The organism is Cohnella sp. GCM10012308 (assembly GCF_042649185.1).
Lineage (GTDB): Bacteria > Bacillota > Bacilli > Paenibacillales > Paenibacillaceae > Cohnella.
Genome location: NZ_JBHRYU010000028.1, coordinates 80,738 through 100,793 on the forward strand (window position 1 = coordinate 80,738; position 20,056 = coordinate 100,793).

17 protein-coding genes, 1 tRNA gene and 1 pseudogene are annotated in these 20,056 nt (G+C 58.5%); 16 read left to right on the forward strand and 3 right to left on the reverse strand.

Translation table 11 applies throughout. The annotated features are described in order from the left end of the window. Positions 1-118: 118 nt before the first annotated feature. From ACFOTD_RS24940 to phoU, 7 genes are all read left to right on the forward strand, one after another. On the forward strand, positions 119-1,351 hold the full coding sequence (locus ACFOTD_RS24940) for a methyl-accepting chemotaxis protein (RefSeq protein WP_378122651.1): 1,233 nt from the start codon (positions 119-121) through the stop codon (positions 1,349-1,351). A 122-nt stretch (positions 1,352-1,473) separates the two neighbouring features. Then, positions 1,474-2,403 carry a phosphate ABC transporter substrate-binding protein PstS family protein gene (locus tag ACFOTD_RS24945; RefSeq protein ID WP_378122652.1) on the forward strand — a complete coding sequence of 310 codons (930 nt, stop codon included), beginning with the start codon at positions 1,474-1,476 and terminating at the stop codon, positions 2,401-2,403. 85 nt (positions 2,404-2,488) lie between these two features. Further along, positions 2,489-3,421, forward strand: a complete 933-nt coding sequence (gene pstC / locus ACFOTD_RS24950) for a phosphate ABC transporter permease subunit PstC (RefSeq protein ID WP_378122680.1) — start codon at positions 2,489-2,491, stop codon at positions 3,419-3,421. After that, positions 3,418-4,305: a phosphate ABC transporter permease PstA gene (pstA, locus tag ACFOTD_RS24955; RefSeq protein WP_282909927.1), complete on the forward strand. Its 888-nt coding sequence runs from the start codon at positions 3,418-3,420 to the stop codon at positions 4,303-4,305. Before pstC ends, pstA begins: the two co-directional genes overlap by 4 nt. A gap of 313 nt (positions 4,306-4,618) precedes the next feature. Continuing rightward, positions 4,619-5,347 (forward strand): phosphate ABC transporter ATP-binding protein PstB, encoded by a 729-nt coding sequence (gene pstB, locus ACFOTD_RS24960; protein WP_378122681.1) that lies wholly within the window; start codon positions 4,619-4,621, stop codon positions 5,345-5,347. Between the two features lie 89 nt (positions 5,348-5,436). Then, positions 5,437-6,183 carry a phosphate ABC transporter ATP-binding protein PstB gene (gene pstB / locus ACFOTD_RS24965; RefSeq protein WP_378122682.1) on the forward strand — a complete coding sequence of 249 codons (747 nt, stop codon included), beginning with the start codon at positions 5,437-5,439 and terminating at the stop codon, positions 6,181-6,183. 25 nt (positions 6,184-6,208) lie between these two features. After that, entirely contained in the window at positions 6,209-6,868 is a 660-nt protein-coding gene (phoU, locus tag ACFOTD_RS24970) for a phosphate signaling complex protein PhoU (protein ID WP_378122653.1), read from the forward strand. 441 nt (positions 6,869-7,309) lie between these two features. Here the strand turns inward: phoU and ACFOTD_RS24975 are convergent, their stop codons facing one another. Further along, positions 7,310-9,271, reverse strand: a complete 1,962-nt coding sequence (locus tag ACFOTD_RS24975; protein WP_378122654.1) for a stalk domain-containing protein — start codon at positions 9,269-9,271, stop codon at positions 7,310-7,312. A 188-nt stretch (positions 9,272-9,459) separates the two neighbouring features. Beyond that, complete coding sequence (locus ACFOTD_RS24980) at positions 9,460-10,602, reverse strand: acyltransferase (RefSeq protein WP_378122655.1); 1,143 nt, start codon at positions 10,600-10,602, stop codon at positions 9,460-9,462. Positions 10,603-10,771: 169 nt separating this feature from the next. Here ACFOTD_RS24980 and polA point away from each other — a divergent pair, with 169 nt between their 5' ends. The 5 genes from polA to ACFOTD_RS25005 all read left to right on the forward strand — a co-directional run bounded on the left by polA (position 10,772) and on the right by ACFOTD_RS25005 (position 16,821). Beyond that, positions 10,772-13,474: a DNA polymerase I gene (polA, locus tag ACFOTD_RS24985; protein WP_378122656.1), complete on the forward strand. Its 2,703-nt coding sequence runs from the start codon at positions 10,772-10,774 to the stop codon at positions 13,472-13,474. 65 nt (positions 13,475-13,539) lie between these two features. After that, on the forward strand, positions 13,540-14,481 hold the full coding sequence (gene mutM, locus ACFOTD_RS24990; protein WP_378122658.1) for a DNA-formamidopyrimidine glycosylase: 942 nt from the start codon (positions 13,540-13,542) through the stop codon (positions 14,479-14,481). A gap of 114 nt (positions 14,482-14,595) precedes the next feature. Further along, positions 14,596-15,369 (forward strand): MntP/YtaF family protein, encoded by a 774-nt coding sequence (locus ACFOTD_RS24995; protein ID WP_378122659.1) that lies wholly within the window; start codon positions 14,596-14,598, stop codon positions 15,367-15,369. A gap of 265 nt (positions 15,370-15,634) precedes the next feature. After that, entirely contained in the window at positions 15,635-16,243 is a 609-nt protein-coding gene (gene coaE / locus ACFOTD_RS25000) for a dephospho-CoA kinase (RefSeq protein WP_378122661.1), read from the forward strand. Next, positions 16,240-16,821, forward strand: coding sequence for a lytic transglycosylase domain-containing protein (locus ACFOTD_RS25005; protein WP_378122662.1), 582 nt, complete (start codon positions 16,240-16,242; stop codon positions 16,819-16,821). The genes coaE and ACFOTD_RS25005 overlap by 4 nt, the downstream gene beginning before the upstream one ends. Positions 16,822-16,904: 83 nt before the next feature. Here ACFOTD_RS25005 and ACFOTD_RS25010 read toward each other — a convergent pair whose 3' ends face one another. Beyond that, entirely contained in the window at positions 16,905-17,126 is a 222-nt protein-coding gene (locus tag ACFOTD_RS25010; RefSeq protein ID WP_090113886.1) for an alpha/beta-type small acid-soluble spore protein, read from the reverse strand. 116 nt (positions 17,127-17,242) lie between these two features. On the opposite strand from ACFOTD_RS25010, the gene nrdR reads away from it, so the two are divergent. From nrdR to ACFOTD_RS25030, 4 genes and pseudogenes are all read left to right on the forward strand, one after another. Next, a complete protein-coding gene (gene nrdR / locus ACFOTD_RS25015; RefSeq protein WP_378122663.1) occupies positions 17,243-17,704 on the forward strand; it encodes a transcriptional regulator NrdR in 462 nt (153 codons plus the stop codon). Between the two features lie 164 nt (positions 17,705-17,868). Beyond that, positions 17,869-17,944 (forward strand) — tRNA-Ala (locus tag ACFOTD_RS25020). 311 nt (positions 17,945-18,255) lie between these two features. Further along, positions 18,256-19,425: an MFS transporter gene (locus ACFOTD_RS25025; protein ID WP_378122664.1), complete on the forward strand. Its 1,170-nt coding sequence runs from the start codon at positions 18,256-18,258 to the stop codon at positions 19,423-19,425. Positions 19,426-19,676: 251 nt separating this feature from the next. After that, positions 19,677-20,006: pseudogene (locus tag ACFOTD_RS25030) on the forward strand (lamin tail domain-containing protein); the annotation flags it as partial. Between the last annotated feature and the right edge of the window lie 50 nt (positions 20,007-20,056).

The following is a 20,056-nucleotide window of genomic DNA, read 5'->3' on the forward strand; positions in this document are numbered from 1 at the left end:
ATCACGAAGTTCATTAAAAAAGGGATAATTTACATTTCTCCATTGTTCTTCTAACGCCGTGTTGACAAGCCGCTGATAAACTGAGCGGGTCAAGATCAGCGGATAAGGGGCTGGGAGCATGAGTTTGCTTCTATTAGAAAAGACGAAATCCCGGGCTGCCGAAGAGGCGCCCCGCTTAAAAACGGAAGAACGAAGCACGCAGCTTTCCGAAATCGTGCCGGTTCAAAAAGTCGAGCCGGTCGAATTCGCCAAGCATTACCCGTCCGTCGTGCTTGCGGAGTGGATTCGTTCCTGCCCGCAGGTGTCGCCGGAGCAGACTTGCGGCGAGATGGCCGAGCTATTCCGCAGGCGCCATGAGCTCGAGTGCGTCGCTGTCGTGAAGACGACGGGCGAACCGGCAGGCATCGTCATGCGTCATCGCTTCTTTAAATTGATCGGCTCGCTGTACGGCATGCCGCTGTTCGCGGACAAGCCCGTAACCAAGCTGATGGATAGCAAGGCGATGATCGCCGAGACCGACCTGTCGCCGCAGGAGCTGATCGACCGCGCCATGTCGCGGGACGAGGAGCGGATTTACGATGCGGTGATGATGACGAGCGGAGGTGCCTTTACAGGCGTCCTAACGGTAAGCGACATGCTGCAGCTCTCGAGGCTGCTGCGGCGCGAGCTTGCCGGACGCCAGATGTCGACCGTACGCGGAGCCGAACGGATGCTGCGCGACATTCGGGGATCGGTCGACCGTCTTGCCGGCGAAGCGTCGGTATCCCGCACCGGCAGCTTAGAGATTGCGGAGCTGGCCGAGCACGGACAGCAGGATTTGACTCAGATGCTGGGACTGTTCCGCCTGTGGACGGAGACGGCGGACCGCCAGGCCAGCTCGGTGGACGAGCTGCTCGCCAGAGTATCGGACACCGTCGGCATCGCCAAAATCATCGCGCAGCTGGCGGATCAGTGCAACCTGCTCGCGATCAACGCGCAGATCGAAGCGGCCAGGGCAGGCTCGCACGGTCTCGGATTTTCCGTCGTCGCGCAGGAAGTACGCCAGCTCGCCGACCAGACCAAGTCCCAGGCCAGCCAGATCCACGAGCAACTGAGCGGGATGGCGGCTTCCGCCGCCGCCGCCGCCGCGCATGTACGCGAAGGCAAGGAAGGAGCCGATCGCGGAATGCTGCAAGTTCACAAAACGGAGGACACGTTTAACCGGCTGTGGACGCGCAGCTCCGAAAACGCAAAAGGCACGGAGCATCTCGCGGCCGCATCGCGCGAAGCGTCGGTCATGTCGGAGCAGATTGCTGCGCAAGTCGCCAAGCTCGCAGCGCAGATGAACGAATCTCCGGAAGAAAAATATTAACGTTCGACATTTTTTACATTGCGTTAACAATACCCGAATACAACATTGACGATTGGTCGCTAGAATCAGAGATGTGCTTGAGAGCAAACAATATAAACACAATTTGAAAGGGGCTCTATCTCTTGAAAAAATCTCTGCTCGTACTGACGACGCTCGCGCTTGGCATCTCGCTCGCTGCCTGCGGCAAAAACGACAATTCCAATAACGCAAGCAACAACGGCGCATCCTCCAGCGCGCCTGCCAGCGCAGCCATCAGCGGCGCGTTCAGCGCAGCGGGCTCGACCGCGCTTCAGCCGCTTGTCGATCAAGCTTCTAAGAAGTTCATGGACCTGAACAAGGACGTCACGATCACCGTCAACGGAGGCGGCAGCGGCGCCGGCCTGTCCCAAGTATCCGAAGGAACCGTACAAATCGGCAACTCGGACGTATTCGCAGAAGAGAAGCTGAAGGACGCCGACGCGGACAAGGCTAAGGAACTCGTCGATCACCAAGTCGCAGTCGTATCGATCGCAGCCGTCGCCAACAAAGATGTCGGCGTGGACAACCTGACGAAGGCGCAACTGGTTGACATCTTCACCAACAAAGTAACGAACTGGAAGGACGTTGGCGGCAAGGATGAAAAGATCGTCCTCGTCAACCGCCCTGCAAGCTCCGGTACCCGCGCAACTTTCGAAAACTTCGCGCTCGGCGCGAAATCGGAAGACCTGCCTGATTCGATCACGGAAGACGCGTCCGGCACGGTTCGCAAGCTGATCTCCGAAACGCCTGGCGCAATCGGCTATCTGGCACTTTCCTACCTCGACGACACGATTCAAGCGCTGAAGTATGAAGGCGTAGAGCCGACGGCCGAAAACGTAGCGTCCGGCACTTATCCGGTTTGGGCTTACGAACACATGTACACGAAGGGCGAGCCAGACGGCGCACTGAAGGCGTTCCTCGATTACATGCTGAGCGACGATATCCAAGGCACCGACGTTAAGGATCTGGGCTACATCCCGGTTAGCGACATGAAGGTTACGCGCGACGTGCAAGGCAACGTAACCAACAAGTAATTTAATAACTTACAAGAATAGCCGGCAGAGGCGGACCTGAAAACGGGCGCCTCTCTTGCCACGTTAAGGAGAGGCTCGCATGAACATGACCCAAACCCGCCAAGCGGCGGATGCCATCGCGAAGGACGGACGCGGCAAATTCCCGAAGCACAAGCTCGAGGAACTCCGCGGCAGAGGTTACGTAATGTTTTGCGTGCTGATGCTGATCGTAATCATTTTTTCGATCGTCTACTTCATCGCTTCGAGAGGTTTGACGCCGTTCGCGAGCCAGGGCGTAAGCGTCGGCGAGATGCTCGGCGGCCTCAAATGGTCGCCGGAAGCGGACACGCCGCGCTTCGGCGCGCTGCCGTTTCTGTTCGGCTCATTCGCAACTTCGCTGCTGGCCGCCGTTATTGCCGCTCCGCTCGGCATATGCGCCGCGATCTTTATGACCGAAATGATGCCCAAAGTCGGCAAAAATATTTTGCAGCCTGCGATTGAACTGCTCGCCGGCGTTCCCTCCGTCGTTTACGGCTTCGTCGGCCTGAGCGTTATCGTACCGTTCCTTCGCGATATTTTCCCCGGTCAGGGCGTCGGTATTCTGGCAGGCGCAATCGTGCTGTCCGTCATGATCCTGCCGACGATCACGACCGTCGCGACGGACGCGCTGCGCAGCTTGCCCGCCGGACTTAAGGAAGGCTCCTATGCGCTCGGCGCCACCCGCTGGCAGACGATCTCGCGGCTTGTCATTCCGACGACGCTGCCGTCGCTCCTGACCGGCGTCGTACTGGGCATCGCACGCGCATTCGGCGAAGCGCTGGCCGTGCAGATGGTTATCGGCAACGCGCCGCATATCCCGCACTCGCTGACGCAATCCGCCGCGACGCTGACCAGTATCATCACGCTGTCGATGGGCAACACGACGAGCGGCTCGCTGCACAACAACGCACTGTGGAGTCTCGCGCTCATTTTGCTAATTATGACATTCTTATTCGTATTCGTGGTACGACTGCTGGAGAGGAGAGTGAAGCACGCATGAAGGCCAAGTCCGTAGACCGCATCATGACCGGCGTCATCGTCGGCATCGGCTTTTTGATCATCGCGCTGCTCGCCGCGCTGCTGGGCTATCTCCTCATCCGCGGCGTCGGCCATATCAGCTGGCACTTCCTCACGTCGGCGCCCGAGTCGATCCGCGCAGGCGGCGGTATCGGTCCGCAGCTGTTCAACTCGCTGTTCCTGCTCGTGCTGACGATGATCATCACGGTTCCGCTCGGCCTCGGAGCCGGCATCTATATGAGCGAATACGCCAAGCAAAACCGGCTGACCGCGTTCATCCGCCTGATCGTCGAGGTGCTGTCTTCCTTCCCGTCGATCGTCGTCGGTTTGTTCGGCCTCCTGGTTATCGTCAACCGCTTCGGCCTTGGGCTGTCGCTCATGTCCGGCGCGCTCGCGCTGACGGTGTTCAACCTGCCGCTCATGGTACGGATCACGGAGCAGGCGCTTCGAGCCGTGCCGCGCGAGCAAAAAGAAGCCGGGCTTGCGCTTGGATTGTCCCGCTGGCGCACGATCACGACGGTCATGCTGCCGATCTCGCTGCCCGCCATCGTTACGGGCACGATTCTCGCCGCAGGCCGCGTATTCGGCGAAGCAGCCGCGCTGCTGTTCACGGCCGGCATGAGCTCGCCGCGCCTCGACTTCACGGACTGGAATCCGCTGCACCACACGTCGCCGCTCAATCCGTTCCGACCGGCAGAGACGCTGGCCGTGCACATCTGGAAGGTCAACAGCGAAGGCCTCGCGCCGGACGCCGCGCAGATCGCCGCAGGCGCATCGGCCGTGCTCGTTATCACCGTGCTGCTCTTCAATCTGGGCGCCCGCTGGTTCGGCCGCGCGCTGTACCGCAAGCTGACGGCGGGACGTTAAGCCCCGTCTCGTCCGACCACCCGGAACCTTAAAGGAGGAATTCATCGTGAGTACGATCGCGACCGATAAGACAGAAGCCGAACGCGCATCAAGCCCGGCTGCCGGCGCGCCGATCCCGCAGCATGCAAGCGCGGGAACCGCTTTGCCGCCTGCACCGCCTGCGCCTTCCGCGCCGCCTGCGCAACCCGAGTCTTCGGCGGCTCCCGCGCCGGCCGTGCCTGCCCATAAGCCGAAGACGGCGCCGTCCGAGCCCGAAGCGAGCGGGACAGCGCGTACGGAAGCTGCGCCGCCGCCCGCTTTTTACACGAAAGACCTGTCCGTCTTCTATGGAGAAAAGCAGGCGATCAAGCAGGTCAGCATGGCATTCCCCGACCGTGAGGTCATTGCGTTGATCGGCCCTTCGGGCTGCGGCAAGTCGACGTTCCTGCGGTCGCTCAACCGGATGAACGACCTGATTCCCGGCGCTTCGATCAAGGGCGAGATCTGGATCGGCGGTCACAATATTTGCGATCCGCGCACGGACGTCGTACGTCTTCGGCAGAAGATCGGGATGGTGTGGCAGCGGCCGAACCCGTTTCACAAATCGATCTATGAGAACGTCGCGTTCGGCGCGCGCTATCACGGCGTGAAGAACAAGGCGGCGCTCGACCAGCTCGTCGAGGAATGTCTGCGCAAGACGGCGCTGTGGGACGAAGTCAAAGACAGGCTGCATCAATCGGGCCTCGCCTTGTCGGGAGGCCAACAGCAGCGTCTGTGCATCGCGCGCTCAATTGCCGTAAAGCCGGACATTCTGCTCATGGACGAACCGGCTTCCGCGCTCGATCCCGTGTCGACCGCCAAGGTCGAGGAGCTGATCGCCGAGCTGAAGCAGGACTACACGATCGTCATCGTCACGCACAACATGCATCAGGCTGCGCGGGTTTCCGACAAGACGGCGTTTTTCTTCCTCGGCGATCTGGTCGAGTATGACGAGACGAACAAAATCTTCACCAACCCGTCGCGCAAGTCGACGGACGACTACATCTCCGGACGCTTCGGTTGATCGCAACCGTCCTAAAGCGACCGCGGGCGATCGACATGAGGCGGTGCCGGACCGCAGGCCCGGCCCAATGAGGAGGAGGCGCGCTAGTGATCATCGAGACCAAACAGCTGCAACTGTACTACGGAAAGTTCCATGCGCTTAAAAACGTGGACTTGACCATTCCGGAGAAAAGCATCACTGCGTTCATCGGGCCTTCGGGCTGCGGCAAGTCGACGCTGCTGCGGACGCTCAACCGGATGAACGACACGATTCCGGGCGTGCGCATCGAAGGAGAGGTGGTCATCCAGGACCGCAATATTTACGACGGGCAGACGGAGGTCGAGTTTCTTCGGAAGCGGGTCGGCATGGTGTTTCAGCAGCCGAATCCTTTTCCCAAGTCGATCTACGACAACGTCGCCTACGGACCTCGTCTGCATGGTGTGACCAAGAAGTCCGAGCTTGACGCCATCGTGGAGAAGAGCTTGCGCTCGGCATCGCTGTGGCCTGAAGTCAAGGACGTGCTGAAAAAGTCCGCGTGGGGCTTGTCGGGCGGCCAGCAGCAGCGTCTATGTATCGCGCGGGCGCTCGCGATCGAGCCTGACATCCTGCTCATGGACGAATCGACGTCGGCGCTCGATCCGATCTCCACGACGAAGATCGAGGAGCTCTCGCGGGAGCTGAAAAAAAGTTATACGATCGTCATGGTCACGCATAACATGCACCAAGCAGCCAGAATTTCGGACCGGACGGTGTTTTTCCTGAATGGAGAGGTAGTGGAGTCCGCGGAGACGGAGCAGTTGTTCCGGGCGCCGCGCGATCAAAGGACGGAGGACTATATCTCCGGCAGATTCGGTTAAACGACCTGGAAGGGGCAAACGGCTAATGACGGCGAGAAGGGAATTTGATATCGGTCTCGTGCAATTGCAGAATATGCTGGTGGAAATGGGAGACAGAGTGGAGAAGGCGCTTGGCGACGCGATGCAGGCGCTGGAGGGCCTGAACGGGCCGCTGGCGCAGCGTATCGTCAAAGCCGATCCCGAGCTGAACAGGCTCGAGGAGCGCATCGCCGATCTGGGGTCCAAGCTGATCGCGACGCAGCAGCCGGTGGCGAAGGATCTGCGCCGCATTCTCGTGGCGCTTAAAATCTCCTCGGATCTGGAGCGGATGGGCGATCTGTCCGTCGATATCGCCAAGGTCGCGATTCGGCTGGAAGGCCAATCGCTGATCAAGCCGCTCGTGGACCTGCCGCGGATGGCCTCGCTGGCGCAAGGAATGATCGGCGATTCGATCCGTTCCTACATTGACGAGAACGTTGACCTGGCTTACAAAATGGCCAAGGAAGACGATATGATCGACGCTTTGTACTCCCAGATTCTGCGCGAGCTGTTCGAATTGGCCGGCGAGAATCAGAAGAACGTCGGCCAGGCGATGAACCTTTGCTTCGTGGGACGCTACATCGAGCGGATCGCGGATCATGCGACGAACATCGGCGAGAACGTTGTTTTCCTCGTCGTCGGCACGCGTCCTGACTTGAACCAGTAAGCATCGCCAGAAGGTGCGGCAGCGAAGCCGCAAGACAAGGGTTGCCCGAGCAGTCAATTTGTGGCTGCAGGGCAGCCTTTTGTTTTTGGGGGGCGGGGGCGGGGAAACGCTTGGCGGCATGCAGCCGCCGAAAGGGCGATCGCCTCCTGTAGAGAAGGCGATGAGCGCTAAGCGGCCGCCGAAAGGGGCATCGCCTCCTGTAGAGAAGGCGATGAGCGATATGCCGTCGCGGGAAGGGCCATCGCCTCCTATAGAGAAGGCGATGAGCGCTATGCCGTCGCGGGAAGGGCCATCGCCTCCTGTAGAGAAGGCGATGAGCGCTGTGCCGCTGCCGTAAGGGCCATCGCCTCCTATAGAGAAGGCGATGCAAGCGCCCTGCCGCCTCAGACGCGAAAAAAGGGTTGTTCCCATCCGCTTGGCGGAGGAACAACCCTTTTCGCATTATTTCATCGGGATGAACATGAGCGTAATCGGCAGATTGGAGCCGAGCGCCGTCAGGTAGGAAATCTCGACCGTCTCGTTGTACTGTCCGGTGCGGTAGACCGGCGTCGCGACGTTCGGGTTTTCCAGGATACTCGTGTTGGTGACGGGAACCTTCACGCCGTTGACGAGGAAGGCGCCGGTATAGATGCCGCCCCGCGCGTTCAGCGAGATGAGCGTGTTCGCTTTGACCTGTACCGTCATGTGGTACACGACGCCGAAGTTGCCCCAGTTGTTCTCCGGTTGGCCGTTCAGCTGGTCGATGCCGTCGAGCGCCGGATCGATGCTGTGGTCGCCGAACACGATGCGCTTCGCCGTATCGCCAAGCGTCTCCTGGATGACGATCTCGCGGTCCGCGCCCTGGAACGTGCCGCGGATATGCTTGCCGTCGCGCTTCATGACGCCGAGCGTCGGCAGCGTAGTCAGCGGATCGGCGCCGCTCTTCACCGCGAACAGCGTGAACTTGACGTTGGTCGACGTGCTAAGGTCCGCATAGGCGGAGAAGGTTTGGCCTTTGGACAGCGCCTTCTGGTTCAGCTCGGGCACGATCAGCTTGGTCGCGCCCGGCGCGAGCCAAGTCGTAGAGGTCGTCTGCGAATCGCGGGCGTCCAGGTAACGGATCGCCGCCATCTTGCCCGTATAAGCGCCGAACGTCTCCGGACCTGCGCTGCCCCAGGCGCCGAGGTCGATCGACGCGGATTCGGTCGTGCTCTCGTTGGTCGCGGCGAGATAGATCTTGAGCGGCTCGGAACCCAGGTTCTGATGATACAGGAACAGGCGGAGGTCGCCGGCCAGCGTGTCGCGGTACAGAACGCCGGGACCGGTCAGATCCTCGGGACTGTCGGAGGCGATGAGCGCGCGGTTCGTGCTATAGAACGTATAAGGCACGGTCGGAATCTTGAGAATGTCCGCGCCGACGACAGGATATTTGTCGCCGACAAGGGTGAAGCGTTCGTTGAATTCGGCTTCGGTGTACATGACGTCCGTCGAGATCGTAATCGTCTTGCTGAAGTCCGAAATGCTGCCGTGCCTGTCGGTAACTCGGAGCGAGATCGTCTGCGGGCCGGATACGAAGAAGCCCCGCTTGTTGTTGGACCACTCGGTCGACACGATCGCGTCCTCGTCATCGTACGACTGGTTCGTGTAAGTGATCGGCTCGCCGATCATATACGTGTCTTTTTCCGTCGTAAATTGAGCGACAGGCGGCTGGTTCGGAGGCAGTACGGTGATCGAGACGGCGTACGGATCGAGCCAATTGCCGGCCATGTCCTGCACGCTGCGGGTAATCACGTATGTACCTGGCTCGGGGAAAATGCTCATGTTGCCGTCCCAGCTCTCGGACCAGATCTTATTCGCGTTTTTGGACAGGCTCGTGTAAGTGACCTGCGTCTGGCCGGCATAGATCACGTCCTGATCCACCTTGAAGTCGGCGGTCGGCGCAACGCTCCAGGTGAGCGATACGGTGCCTGGCGCAGCCGACAGCGTGGAGCCGGTCGCCTTGACCCAATCGCGCAGCGGAACCATCAGGCTGCCGTTGTAGATGTAAGTCTTGCCGGAGGAAGCGACCTTCGCTCCGTTCAGCCAAAACGAGGTGCTGCCGGTCTTGAATTCGACCGAATTGCCGTCTGTGGAGATCGTGTAGGACTTGGATGCGGCGTTGTATGCAATCTTATAGCCGAATCGGAGGGCGAGCATGGATATTGGCGCATAGGTGACGCCTTTGACGATAAGTGCGGGCTGCGGCGAGGCGTATGTCGTGCCGTTGACCGATACTTGCGCTTTGTTCAGGGTCAAAGTGAGAACGTTGTCGCTCGGGCTGGCGGCCGTAGCGACGTGCGTAGCGGCTGGTGCGAGCAGCGTAACGAGCAGCGCGGCAGCGGTGAGCCATTTGATCAAGCGTTGTCTTTCAAGCTTCCATTTCATAGTGCTAAGGTCTCCTTTTACTTCTAAAATCCGACGGTTACGGTTGGATGCGACTCTATTCTAGACGAATGCCGGAATCAAAAGTTGCGTTGAAATCGTGAAGAAACAGCGAACAAAAGGCCGCCCTCTTGGACGGCCTTCCTTTTTTGCGTCATTTTTACGCGGAAAATAGGGGGGTTGATCGCCGTTTATCGCGACTCAGCCGGTTTCTTTTTAGGTACCGAGGAGGTGCCGAACAGGATCCAGGCCCACCGGAAATTGCGCTGAATCGCCCAGGTGATGCCCCATGCGACCAGCAGCGCCGCGAGATATTCGCAGGCGTAATATACGTGGAACAGCATGCCGTTGCCAGGGACCGGTATGTCGCGGTAATAGTACAAGACGGCAGGATGAACAAAGTAGATCCCGAAGGAGCAGACGCCGATGTTGCCCAGCAGTCTGGTCCCCAACGCCTTGGGCCGGCGAAGGATGACGTTCGAGAGCAGGAACAGCGCGACGGCGGAAGCGAGGTTGTATACGAATTGCGTATAGGTGAAAACCTGTCCGTCTGCCCAGTCCTTGTGCACGAGACCTTGATATCGCAAGTAGACGTAGTAGAAACCCGACACGAGCCACAACGCGTAGGCCAGCAGCGCGGACAGACGGCGAACGGCGGGACGCGCCGCGAACCAGGACAGAATCCGTTCATAGTGGATGGCGATCCATATGGCGACCGTGAAGACGCCGAAGTAAGAGATGAACAGGCTGCCTGTACGATGCAGAACGTCAGGCCATCCGGTCTGATGCACGATGTATTCGCGATTCAGGTAGTAATAGCCCCATTGAAGGGCAATGCCGATCCACCAGATATGGCGGCGGACCCAGCCGCTGCGGAGCGCGAGCAGCAGAATGGGGAACAGGATGTAGTACTGGATGATGACAAACATGAAATACAAGTGGCCGTATGCCTGTCCGGTGAGCAGCTGTTCAAGGAATTTCGTCGCCGAATCGGCCGACGGCGCGAATTTGGCTTTGAGCAGAAAATAGAACAGACTGAAAATCGCGTACGGCAGCACGGCGTTCCAGATGCGCTTGCGGTAAAAGGTGCCGATCGTGCCGCCGGTGAGCGGTTTGCCGACATAATTGTAGGTAAGCACGAACCCGCTTATAAAAATAAACGCAGGCACGGCGAAGACGGCGAAATCATGCAAAAATACGTATAGTCCATAGAAGGAAGAGGCTGTCTGCAGCTGAACCAGGGCATTGCTCGTCGAGTGAATCATGATGACGGCCAGTATCGCCATCGCTCGCATCAGGTTGATTTCCGGGATGTATCTTCTCGCTTGGGTCAACGCGAACTCTCCTTACCGTTCAAATATATTGCAATATTAACACAGCCCGCCCGGGCCAAGTGCTTAAACTTTCCTTAAAGCGGGATCGGTCCCCGACGTCGCCCGGCCTCCGGCGTTTATGGTATGATTGATCTTAATGGAAGAAGAACGGATGGAGCGTGCGAAACCGATGGCAAAACGATGGAAAACCGGGCAAGGCGAAGGCGGGCGGGACAAGCTGCTCTTGATCGACGGCAATAGTATCGTATTCCGGGCGTTTTATGCGATGCCGCCGCTGACGAATGCTGCCGGCTTGCAGACGAACGCGGTGTTCGGCTTCACGACGATGCTGCTCAAGGTACTCGAGGAGGAGCGCCCGACGCATCTGATCGTCGCGTTCGACGCAGGTAAGACGGTGTTCCGCCACGAGGGCTTCGCCGAGTACAAAGGCGGCCGCCAGAAGACGCCGCCGGAGCTGTCCGAGCAATTTCCGCTGCTCAAGGAATTGCTGGACGCGTTCTCGATCGCAAGGTACGAGATTCCCGGCTACGAGGCTGACGACATCATCGGCACGCTGACCAAGCAGGCCGAGCAAGCGGGCATCGAGGCGGTCGTCGTCTCGGGAGACAAGGATATGCTGCAGCTGGCGTCCGAGCGGACGAGCGTGCTCCTCACGCGCAAGGGCGTGAGCGAGACGGAGCGTTATACGCCTGCGGCGATCGGAGACAAATACGGTCTGGCGCCGCTTCAGATCATCGACCTGAAGGGACTCATGGGAGATGCTTCCGACAATATTCCGGGCATTCCCGGGGTCGGGGAGAAGACGGCGCTCAAGCTGCTCGCGGAGTATGGCAGCGTCGAAGAAGTGCTGGCGCATGCCGGAGAGATCAAAGGCAAGCTCGGAGAGAACGTGCGCGGCAACATGGACTCGGCGAAAATGAGCAAGGAGCTCGCGACGATTATGCGCGAGATTCCGCTTGAGCGGAACTGGGAGCAGCTTGCCTGGGAAGGCGCCGAGGAACCGGCGCTGCTCGCGGCGTTGCGCAAGCTCGAGTTCAAATCGCTGATCGAGCGGCTCGCGCTCAGCGAAGGCGAAGCGGACGCGGCGTCCGCCGCCTTGGCCGCTGCCGCTTACGAGACGGTGCGCGTTAACGATGACGCGGGCTGGGCCGCGCTCGCGGAGGCGCTGCCGCACGCCGATAGCTTCATCCTCGACGCGAGCGGCGATAACCCGCACATGAGCGAAGGCATCGGCATCGCGGTCGCCGCCGGAGAGCGGGTATACGCGCTTCCGTTCGAGGCGCTGCTGACGGCACCGCAAGCCGCGCCGCTCAGGGACTGGCTCGCGGATGCCGGCGTGCCCAAGACCGGCTACGACCTGCACCGCGCCGAGCTCGTGCTGGCTCGCAAGGGGCTCGAGCTGCGCGGTCAAGCTTTCGACTGCTCGCTCGCGGCGTACCTGCTCGACCCGACCGAGGCGGATCCGTCGCTTGTCGGACTGCTGGCCAAGGCCGGGTTGCCCGGCATCGCGTCCGACGAAGCGGCTTACGGCAAGGGCGCGAAGTTCAAGGTGCCGGAGCCCGAGGCGCTGGCCGCCCATTTGGCCTCCAAGGCGGATGCCGTCAGGCGTCTCGCCTCCCGTCAGGCGTCAGAGCTCGATGAAGCGGGGATGAAGCCGCTGTTCTACGAGCTCGAGCAGCCGCTGGCGATCATCCTCGCCGACATGGAGAAGCAGGGGATCGTCGTGCAGTCCGAGGCGCTCGAGGAGCTGGGCAAGGACTTTCAAGCGCGGATCGGCCAGATCGTGACCGAGATCTACCGGATCGCGGGCTTCGAGTTCAACATCGGATCGACCAAGCAGCTCGGCGAGGTGCTGTTCGACAAGCTCGGTCTGCCCGTCGTCAAGAAGACGAAGACCGGCTACTCGACGGACGCCGAGGTGCTGGAGAAGCTTGAGCCGTATCACGAGATCGTGCGGCTCATCCTTCATTACCGCCAGCTTGCCAAGCTGCAGTCGACTTATATCGAGGGACTGCTCAAGGAAATTCGCCCGGAGGACGGCAAGATCCATACGTATTACCGTCAGACGATCGCCGCGACGGGCCGCCTCAGCAGCCAGTATCCCAACCTGCAGAACATCCCGATCCGCATGGAGGAGGGACGCCAGATTCGCAAGGCGTTCGTGCCGTCCGAGCCGGGCTGGCAGATTATCGCCGCCGACTACTCGCAGATCGAACTGCGCGTGCTCGCGCACATTTCTGGCGACGAAGGGCTGAAGGAAGCTTTCCGGCTGGAAATGGACGTTCATACGAAGACGGCGATGGACGTTTTCGGCGTCAGCGCCGAGCAGGTGGACGGCAACATGCGGCGCAGCGCCAAAGCCGTCAACTTCGGCATCGTGTACGGCATCAGCGACTATGGCCTGTCGCAGAACCTTGGTATTACGCGGAAGGAAGCGGCATCCTTTATCGAGCAGTACTTTGCCGCCTTCCCGGGCGTACGCCGGTACATGGACGACATCGTGGCGCAGGCCAAGCAGGACGGCTACGTCAAGACGATGCTCGAGCGTCGCCGCTATCTGCCCGACATCCGCTCGTCTAACTTCAACCTGCGTTCCTTCGCGGAGCGTACGGCGATGAATACGCCGATCCAGGGCACGGCTGCCGATATCATCAAGCTTGCAATGGTGCGTATGGCCGAAGCGCTTAAAGCAAAAGGGTTAAAAAGCCGAATGCTGCTGCAGGTGCATGACGAACTCGTATTCGAGGTGCCGCCGGAGGAGCTGGATACGATGAAGAAGCTCGTGCCGGAAGTGATGGCTTCCGCGCTGCCGCTCGACGTGCCGCTGAAGGCGGAGGTTAGCGCAGGCGTCAATTGGTACGAGGCAAAATAAGCGACGCAAGCGGCGTTCGATTTTTAGCGAATCGATCAGTCACCTTAGAGAAAGGATGGACAAATATGCCGGAGCTCCCGGAGGTAGAAACGGTCAGGCGCACGTTGAGCGAGCTGATCGTAGGCAAGCAAATTCGATCGGTAACGGTGCGCCTGCCGCGCATCCTGCAAAAACCGGACGATCCCGACGTTTTCGGCGCGATGCTTGAGGGGCGTACGTTTACGGCCGTAGAGCGGCGGGGCAAGTTTCTGCGGCTGATCCTGGACGGACTCGTCCTCGTCTCCCACCTGCGAATGGAAGGCCGGTACGGCATGTTCGCGGACGACGCGCCGCTGGACAAGCATACGCATGTCATATTCCATTTTACGGACGGCACGGCGCTGAGGTACACGGACGTGCGGCAGTTCGGCACGATGCATTTATTTCCTGCAGGCGAGGAGCTCGTGTCGCCGCCGCTTGCGAAGCTCGGGCTCGAACCGCTCGAGGCAGGCTTTACCGCGGAGGCGCTGCGGGGCTCGCTGGGCCGCAGAAATACAAAGATCAAGCCGCTGCTCCTGAATCAGGAATGGATCGTGGGACTCGGCAATATTTATGTAGATGAGGCGCTCCATCTTGCGGGCATTCATCCCGAGCGCATGGCCGGCGAGCTTAGGCCCAAGGATTGGGGCAGACTGCATGAAGCGATCGTAACGACGCTGACGGCGGCGGTCGAGGCCGGCGGATCATCGGTCAAGTCTTACGTCAACGGACAGGGCGAGATGGGCATGTTCCAGCATCGGCTTCGCGTATACGGCCGCACCGGCGAGGCCTGCCCGGTGTGCGGAGGCCCAATCGTCAAGTCAGTCGTCGGCGGGCGCGGCACGCATGTGTGCGCCAAGTGCCAGAAGCCCCCGAAGGATGCCGCAGGACCGGCGAGCGGCGTCAGCGCGGCTGCTTCCAAGCGTTACCGCGAGGGCGGCAACGTCGTAAAGCGCAGGTTGGACGGATCGGCTGCCGACGAATCGTAACCGATTGTTCGAGATCGAAGCGGGCATTCGCCCGCGCTTCTGCATAGGATGAACAGAACCGTCGATCCCTACCCGGGTTCGGCGCTATGTCTTCGCCATGCAGGAGGTACGATCATGCTCGCTCATTTGGCATCATTATTATTTCTCGCGTTCGCGGTCAGTCTGGACGGCTTCGGTGTCGGCATTACGTACGGTCTTCGCAAGATTCGCATCCCGCTCCCGTCCGTCGCGATCATCGCGGCATGCTCGGGCGTGGTTATCCTCGTCTCCATGATCGTAGGATCGCTAATCGCCGGGTGGCTGTCGCCGTACGGATCCAAAGCCGTGGGCGCGGTGATTCTTATAGGAATCGGCACTTGGGCCTTAATCCAGTTCGCGCGTAATCGCAAGGCGGATAAAGAATCAAGGACTGAGGAGAACGGCGAGTTAGCGGACGGGGGACAGAGCGACGCAGCAGCGCTGAACGCCCAGGTTGGCGAATCCCACGCACCGAGGTCGGGCGCAGAGGCGGCGCATGCAGCTGACGCCGTTAGCGTCGTGCCGATGCTGACGCTTGAGCTTCGCGTGTTCGGTCTTATTATACAAATACTGCGAACGCCGTCGGTTGCCGACGTCGACAGGTCAGGCATTATTACTTCCGGCGAGGCGCTGCTACTCGGCATTGCCTTGTCGCTGGACGCGTTCGGAGCGGGCATCGGCGCTGCGCTCGTCGGATTTCCCGCTGTGCCGACTGCGATCTTGATCGCGGCGGCGAGCGGCATGTTTCTTTGGGCGGGCATGCGCGTCGGATTTCTGGCGTCGGGAATGCGCTGGGTGCAGAGGCTGACCGTGTTGCCGGGCATTATTTTAATCGTAATGGGCATATTCAAGCTGATGCAGGCTTCTTGAGGTCCGCGGTATAGGCTCGATTTTTACGACTCATGCCATTATCCCATTGACTCAGCAGGCTCATTTGGCAGCCGGTTTGCACAGGAGCTTCATTCGGCAGTCAGATGCGCAGCATGGGCAGCTCGTAGCTTTATCTGAGCCGAGGGGATAATGGCATGGCAGGGAGTGCCGGAGCTGAGCGAACGGTATAATCGTACAAAGGACGGCAACCCTTTCATTTGGAGCGAACGACGGCATACTTTGCCGCTGCAAGGAGGTTGGCAGGATGAACATCGGATTGACCGGCGGCATTGCTACCGGCAAGAGTACAGTCGCGCGAATGTTGGTGGCCCGAGGGGCTGCGCTCGTCGACGCCGATCGAATTGCCCGGGAAATTGTCGAACCAGGACAAGCTTCCCTCGCGCGGATCGCAGAGCGATTCGGCGCAGAGGTCATCCGCGAGGACGGTACGCTTGACCGGCGGATGTTGGGTTCGATCGTGTTCGCGAATGCGGAGGAGCGCAAGGCGCTGGAGGCGATCACGCATCCGGCCATTCGCGAGTTGATGCGCGAGCGGATCGACGCGCTTGAGGCGGAGCGGCCGGACCGATTAGTCGTGGCGGACATTCCGCTGCTGTACGAGTCGGGGCTGCAGCATTTATACGAAGGCGTCATGGTGGCTTACGTTCCTCGGGAAATTCAGCGGATTCGCCTGATCCAGCGCGACGGGCTGTCGCCTGAAGAAGCGGACAAGCGACTTGGCGCGCAAATGGACATCGAAAAAAAACGGCAGCTTGCCGATTACGTGATAAACAATAGCGGTACGATCGACGACACTGAAGCGCAGCTGGATCGCTTCTGGCGGTCGCTTCAGTCAGGAACGGTTTCGTTATGAGCAAAAAAAGGACGAGGCCGAAGCGAAAACGCTGGTTTTTGCTGCTGTTCCTCATTATCGTCGCGCTGCTGTTTATCCGATCGGAATGGCTCGGCCAAATGGTGTACCCCATTCAGTACCAAAAAGAAATTCAATCGAACGCGGACCGCTATGCCGTGGATCCTCGCCTGATTGCGGCCGTCATACGGGTAGAATCCAATTTCGAGCCGAATGCCGTCTCTCCGAAAGGCGCGATCGGCATCATGCAGATCATGCCGGATACCGCCGAATGGATCCTCAAGCAAGACGACTTCGGCAGCATCACGGCCAAGCTCGCGGGAGAGCGAGCAGACGCGGGCATTCGCCTCGGGTCCTGGTACCTCAAGGAGCTGCTGCGGCAATTCGACGGCGATGCGGTCAAGTCGCTGGCGGCATACAATGCTGGGCCAGGCAAGGTGAAGCAGTGGCTCCGCGACGGAAAATGGGACGGCCGCGAAGAGACGATCTCCGATATTCCATACGGAGAAACCCGGCGGTATGTACAAAAGGTGCTTTTTTACCGCAAGAAATATGACGAACTGTATGACAATTGGTCTTAATCGCGTTAAAATGGAAAAGAAGCCCTGAAGCGCGAAGCTTCAGGACTCCTTGTTATTGAATTACCTAGGTGAAGAGCGTGAACTTAGAAACGGCCAGCGAGTTGTTGCTCGGCGATTTGTACCAGACGCTTAGTGATGCTGCCACCAATCGAACCGGTGTCGCGAGTAACCATGTTCCCGTAGTAACCGTCTTGCGGGATTGCGATGCCGAGTTCTTGAGCAACTTCATACTTCAGTTGGTCAAGCGCACCGTGAGATTGAGGTACCACTAGGTTGTTGCTGTTGCTGTTGTTTCCTTGGCTCATGTTGTTCACCTCCTCGCGGTTGGTAAACGTATTATGTGCCTTATCCCAGGAATCATGTAAGGGAAGGCTTGGAAATTTAAAAAAAGTTTCTCTCGTCGAAGGAGAGCCGCATCCATATGAAATGTCCTTATTGCGACTACAACGGAACGAAGGTGCTGGACTCCCGTCCGGCCAACGACAACAAGTCGATTCGCCGCCGTCGCGAATGCGAATCGTGCAATCGCCGCTTCACGACGTTCGAAATGGTCGAAGAGACGCCGCTGATCGTCATCAAGAAAGACGGCAGCCGCGAAGAGTTCAGCCGCGAGAAGCTGCTGCGCGGCTTGCTGCGCGCATGCGAGAAGCGTCCCGTATCCGTCGGACAGCTCGAGATCCTCGTCTCCAACGTCGAGCGCGAGCTGCGCAACACCGCCCAGGCGGAGATCGACAGCAACATGATCGGCGAGAGCGTCATGGAGCAGCTGTACCCGGTCGACGAAGTCGCCTACGTGCGCTTCGCTTCCGTATACCGGCAGTTCAAGGACATTAACATGTTCCTTAAGGAATTGAACGTGCTCATTAACAAGCATGGGGTTTGATGTGTTGCATGTTTTTTCGTTTACAGGCGGACAAGCTCTGCGCCTTACAGGGGCAGAGCTTTTAAGCTTTATGTGCATGAAGAAAGTTCGTTCAAATTATTGTTGACAGGCCTTTCAGTCTTGTGATAAGATCATTCTTGTCGCCAACGAACGACACGTCATTTGGGGCCATAGCTCAGCTGGGAGAGCGCATCGCTGGCAGCGATGAGGTCAGGGGTTCGATCCCCCTTGGCTCCACCAAATGCAAACTTCAGACACGCCGATGAGGCGTGTTTTTTGCATTTGGTGGGGCCTCGGAGGGGGCGGACCCCGGGGGGCGTTCCGCGCGCAGGGAGCCGGAGGCGGACGAGCACGGCATCGATATCTACCGCAGCGCTCTACATCGGCGAATTTGCTTCGTCAGCAAGTTAAATCAGGATATCGTTATCCCCCTTGGCTTCATCAAATGCCAGTGCAACAAGCTCCAGGATGCGAGATTCAGAATTGATCTTGCGGTTGGCAGGGATTATGCTAGTAGCAGCTTGCGTAATCTGCTGCAAAGGAAGCTGCTTATGACAACGACGGTTCGGCTCTCCTATTTCTATTTGTTCTACTTTTTTATTTATATGGGCAACGCCGTATACGGCACTTTTATCCCGCTTTACTTCCGCGATGCGGGATTCGACGCCTCCCAGATCGGCATCCTGCTCGGCATCGGCCCGCTCGTCGCCATCTTCGCGCAGCCGGTATGGGGCGCTCTAAGCGACCGGGCCAAAACCAAAAACACCATATTGTTGCTGCTGATTGCCGGGAGCGGAGGCGCCATGCTGCTGTATCCGTTATCCGACGGATTCGGCTACTTGCTCGGCATGATCAGCATCTTTACCTTCTTCCAGGCCTCGATATTCGCCCTCAGCGACGCGATCACGCTTGAAGAATTAGATCGGCATCGATGGGCGGGAGGGTTCAGCCGAATTCGGCTTGCGGGTACGCTCGGATTCGCGCTCATGTCGATCGCGTTCGGCTTGATTGCCGAGAAGCGGGTAGACCTGATGTTTGCGGTCTATGCAATGGTCATGGTTGTGTCTTTCATGTTCGTCCTCCGCTTTCCGTCTGTCGCAGGCCATCAGAGGCAAGGAAGGCGAATCAGGATCTGGATCTTGTTTCGCAATCGCAAGCTCGTCTTTTATTTGGCGGTCAATTTCGTTCTTCATATCACGCTGGGATACTATTATACGTTTTTCCCCTTATATTTTCAGGAATTGGGCGGCAGCAACGCTTGGCTCGGCTGGTCGATGGTTATATCGTCGTTGAGCGAGATTCCTTTCCTGCTGCTGGCAGGGAAGATATTTCAGCGTGTACGCACCCACTACATCTTGTTCGGGGCAGGCATTGCGGCTGCTCTGCGATGGTATTTGTTCTCCGCCATCCACGATCCTTATTGGACGATTCCGGTTCAGGTACTGCACGGCTTAATCTTTATCGTATTGTCCGTCACGATGGCCACCGTCATCAACCGGGAAGTGCCGGACGAACTCAAAGCGAGCGGACAGACGTTAAACGCCCTGCTGTGCCTGGGCGTCGCCCGCTTGATCGGGAGCTACGCGGGCGGAGAGGCTAGTGAGATTTGGGGAATGCGCGACGTATTCATGTACAATGCGGTGCTCGCCATCGGATGCATTGTCGTGTTCGCGGTCTTGTTCCGGCGGATTGAACGCCGCTCGATTACGCAATCGCAATAAGTGCTGCGCAGTCCCAATGGACTGCGTTTTTTTGTTGAGATGACTTAAGCAGACGAACAAATGTGAGGGGACGTTCTACGTTAATGTTTAGATAAAGTTTAGCGGAATGTGATAGGATGCGATAAATAGGCAAGAGGATAACGATGCGGAGGGAAAGCCCGATTATGTCGAGATTGATTCAAATCAACAAGAAGATTTATGCCTTGTTCATGGCAGCGGTTATGCTGGTGACGTTGTTCGTGCCCGTTGGCATGACTAGAAAGGCAAATGCAGCGACGGATAACGGCAACGTGGTGATTAGCCAGTTGTTCGGGGGTTCCCCAAATGTATATAATAACGATTTCATTGAATTGTATAATCCAACCGCAAGTCCGATTAACATGAACGGATGGACGATTCGATATGCATCCGCTACAGGGACTGTTTTTTCATCAATGGGTACGCTAACCGGGACAATTCCTGCTCATAGTTATTTTTTAATCAAAGCATATGGATTCTCTACTAGTGGGACTGCTCTTCCTGCTCCTGATGCGATTGTATCATTTGATATGAGTTCTAGCTCGACAGCTGGCGGAAGAGTAATATTGGTAACTAATTCTAATAGTGTGACATCCAGTAATGTTCTCAACAA

Bases quoted from the DNA above. Each gene is read 5' to 3' on its own strand.
- pstC (WP_378122680.1), top strand. From the start codon at position 2,489: ATGACCCAAACCCGCCAAGCGGCGGATGCCATCGCGAAGGACGGACGC.
- phoU (WP_378122653.1), top strand. From the start codon at position 6,209: ATGACGGCGAGAAGGGAATTTGATATCGGTCTCGTGCAATTGCAGAAT.
- pstA (WP_282909927.1), top strand. From the start codon at position 3,418: ATGAAGGCCAAGTCCGTAGACCGCATCATGACCGGCGTCATCGTCGGC.
- ACFOTD_RS24940 (WP_378122651.1), top strand. From the start codon at position 119: ATGAGTTTGCTTCTATTAGAAAAGACGAAATCCCGGGCTGCCGAAGAG.
- nrdR (WP_378122663.1), top strand. From the start codon at position 17,243: ATGAAATGTCCTTATTGCGACTACAACGGAACGAAGGTGCTGGACTCC.
- ACFOTD_RS25005 (WP_378122662.1), top strand. From the start codon at position 16,240: ATGAGCAAAAAAAGGACGAGGCCGAAGCGAAAACGCTGGTTTTTGCTG.
- coaE (WP_378122661.1), top strand. From the start codon at position 15,635: ATGAACATCGGATTGACCGGCGGCATTGCTACCGGCAAGAGTACAGTC.
- polA (WP_378122656.1), top strand. From the start codon at position 10,772: ATGGCAAAACGATGGAAAACCGGGCAAGGCGAAGGCGGGCGGGACAAG.
- mutM (WP_378122658.1), top strand. From the start codon at position 13,540: ATGCCGGAGCTCCCGGAGGTAGAAACGGTCAGGCGCACGTTGAGCGAG.
- ACFOTD_RS25025 (WP_378122664.1), top strand. From the start codon at position 18,256: ATGACAACGACGGTTCGGCTCTCCTATTTCTATTTGTTCTACTTTTTT.
- ACFOTD_RS25010 (WP_090113886.1), bottom strand. From the start codon at position 17,126: ATGAGCCAAGGAAACAACAGCAACAGCAACAACCTAGTGGTACCTCAA.
- ACFOTD_RS24995 (WP_378122659.1), top strand. From the start codon at position 14,596: ATGCTCGCTCATTTGGCATCATTATTATTTCTCGCGTTCGCGGTCAGT.
- ACFOTD_RS24975 (WP_378122654.1), bottom strand. From the start codon at position 9,271: ATGAAATGGAAGCTTGAAAGACAACGCTTGATCAAATGGCTCACCGCT.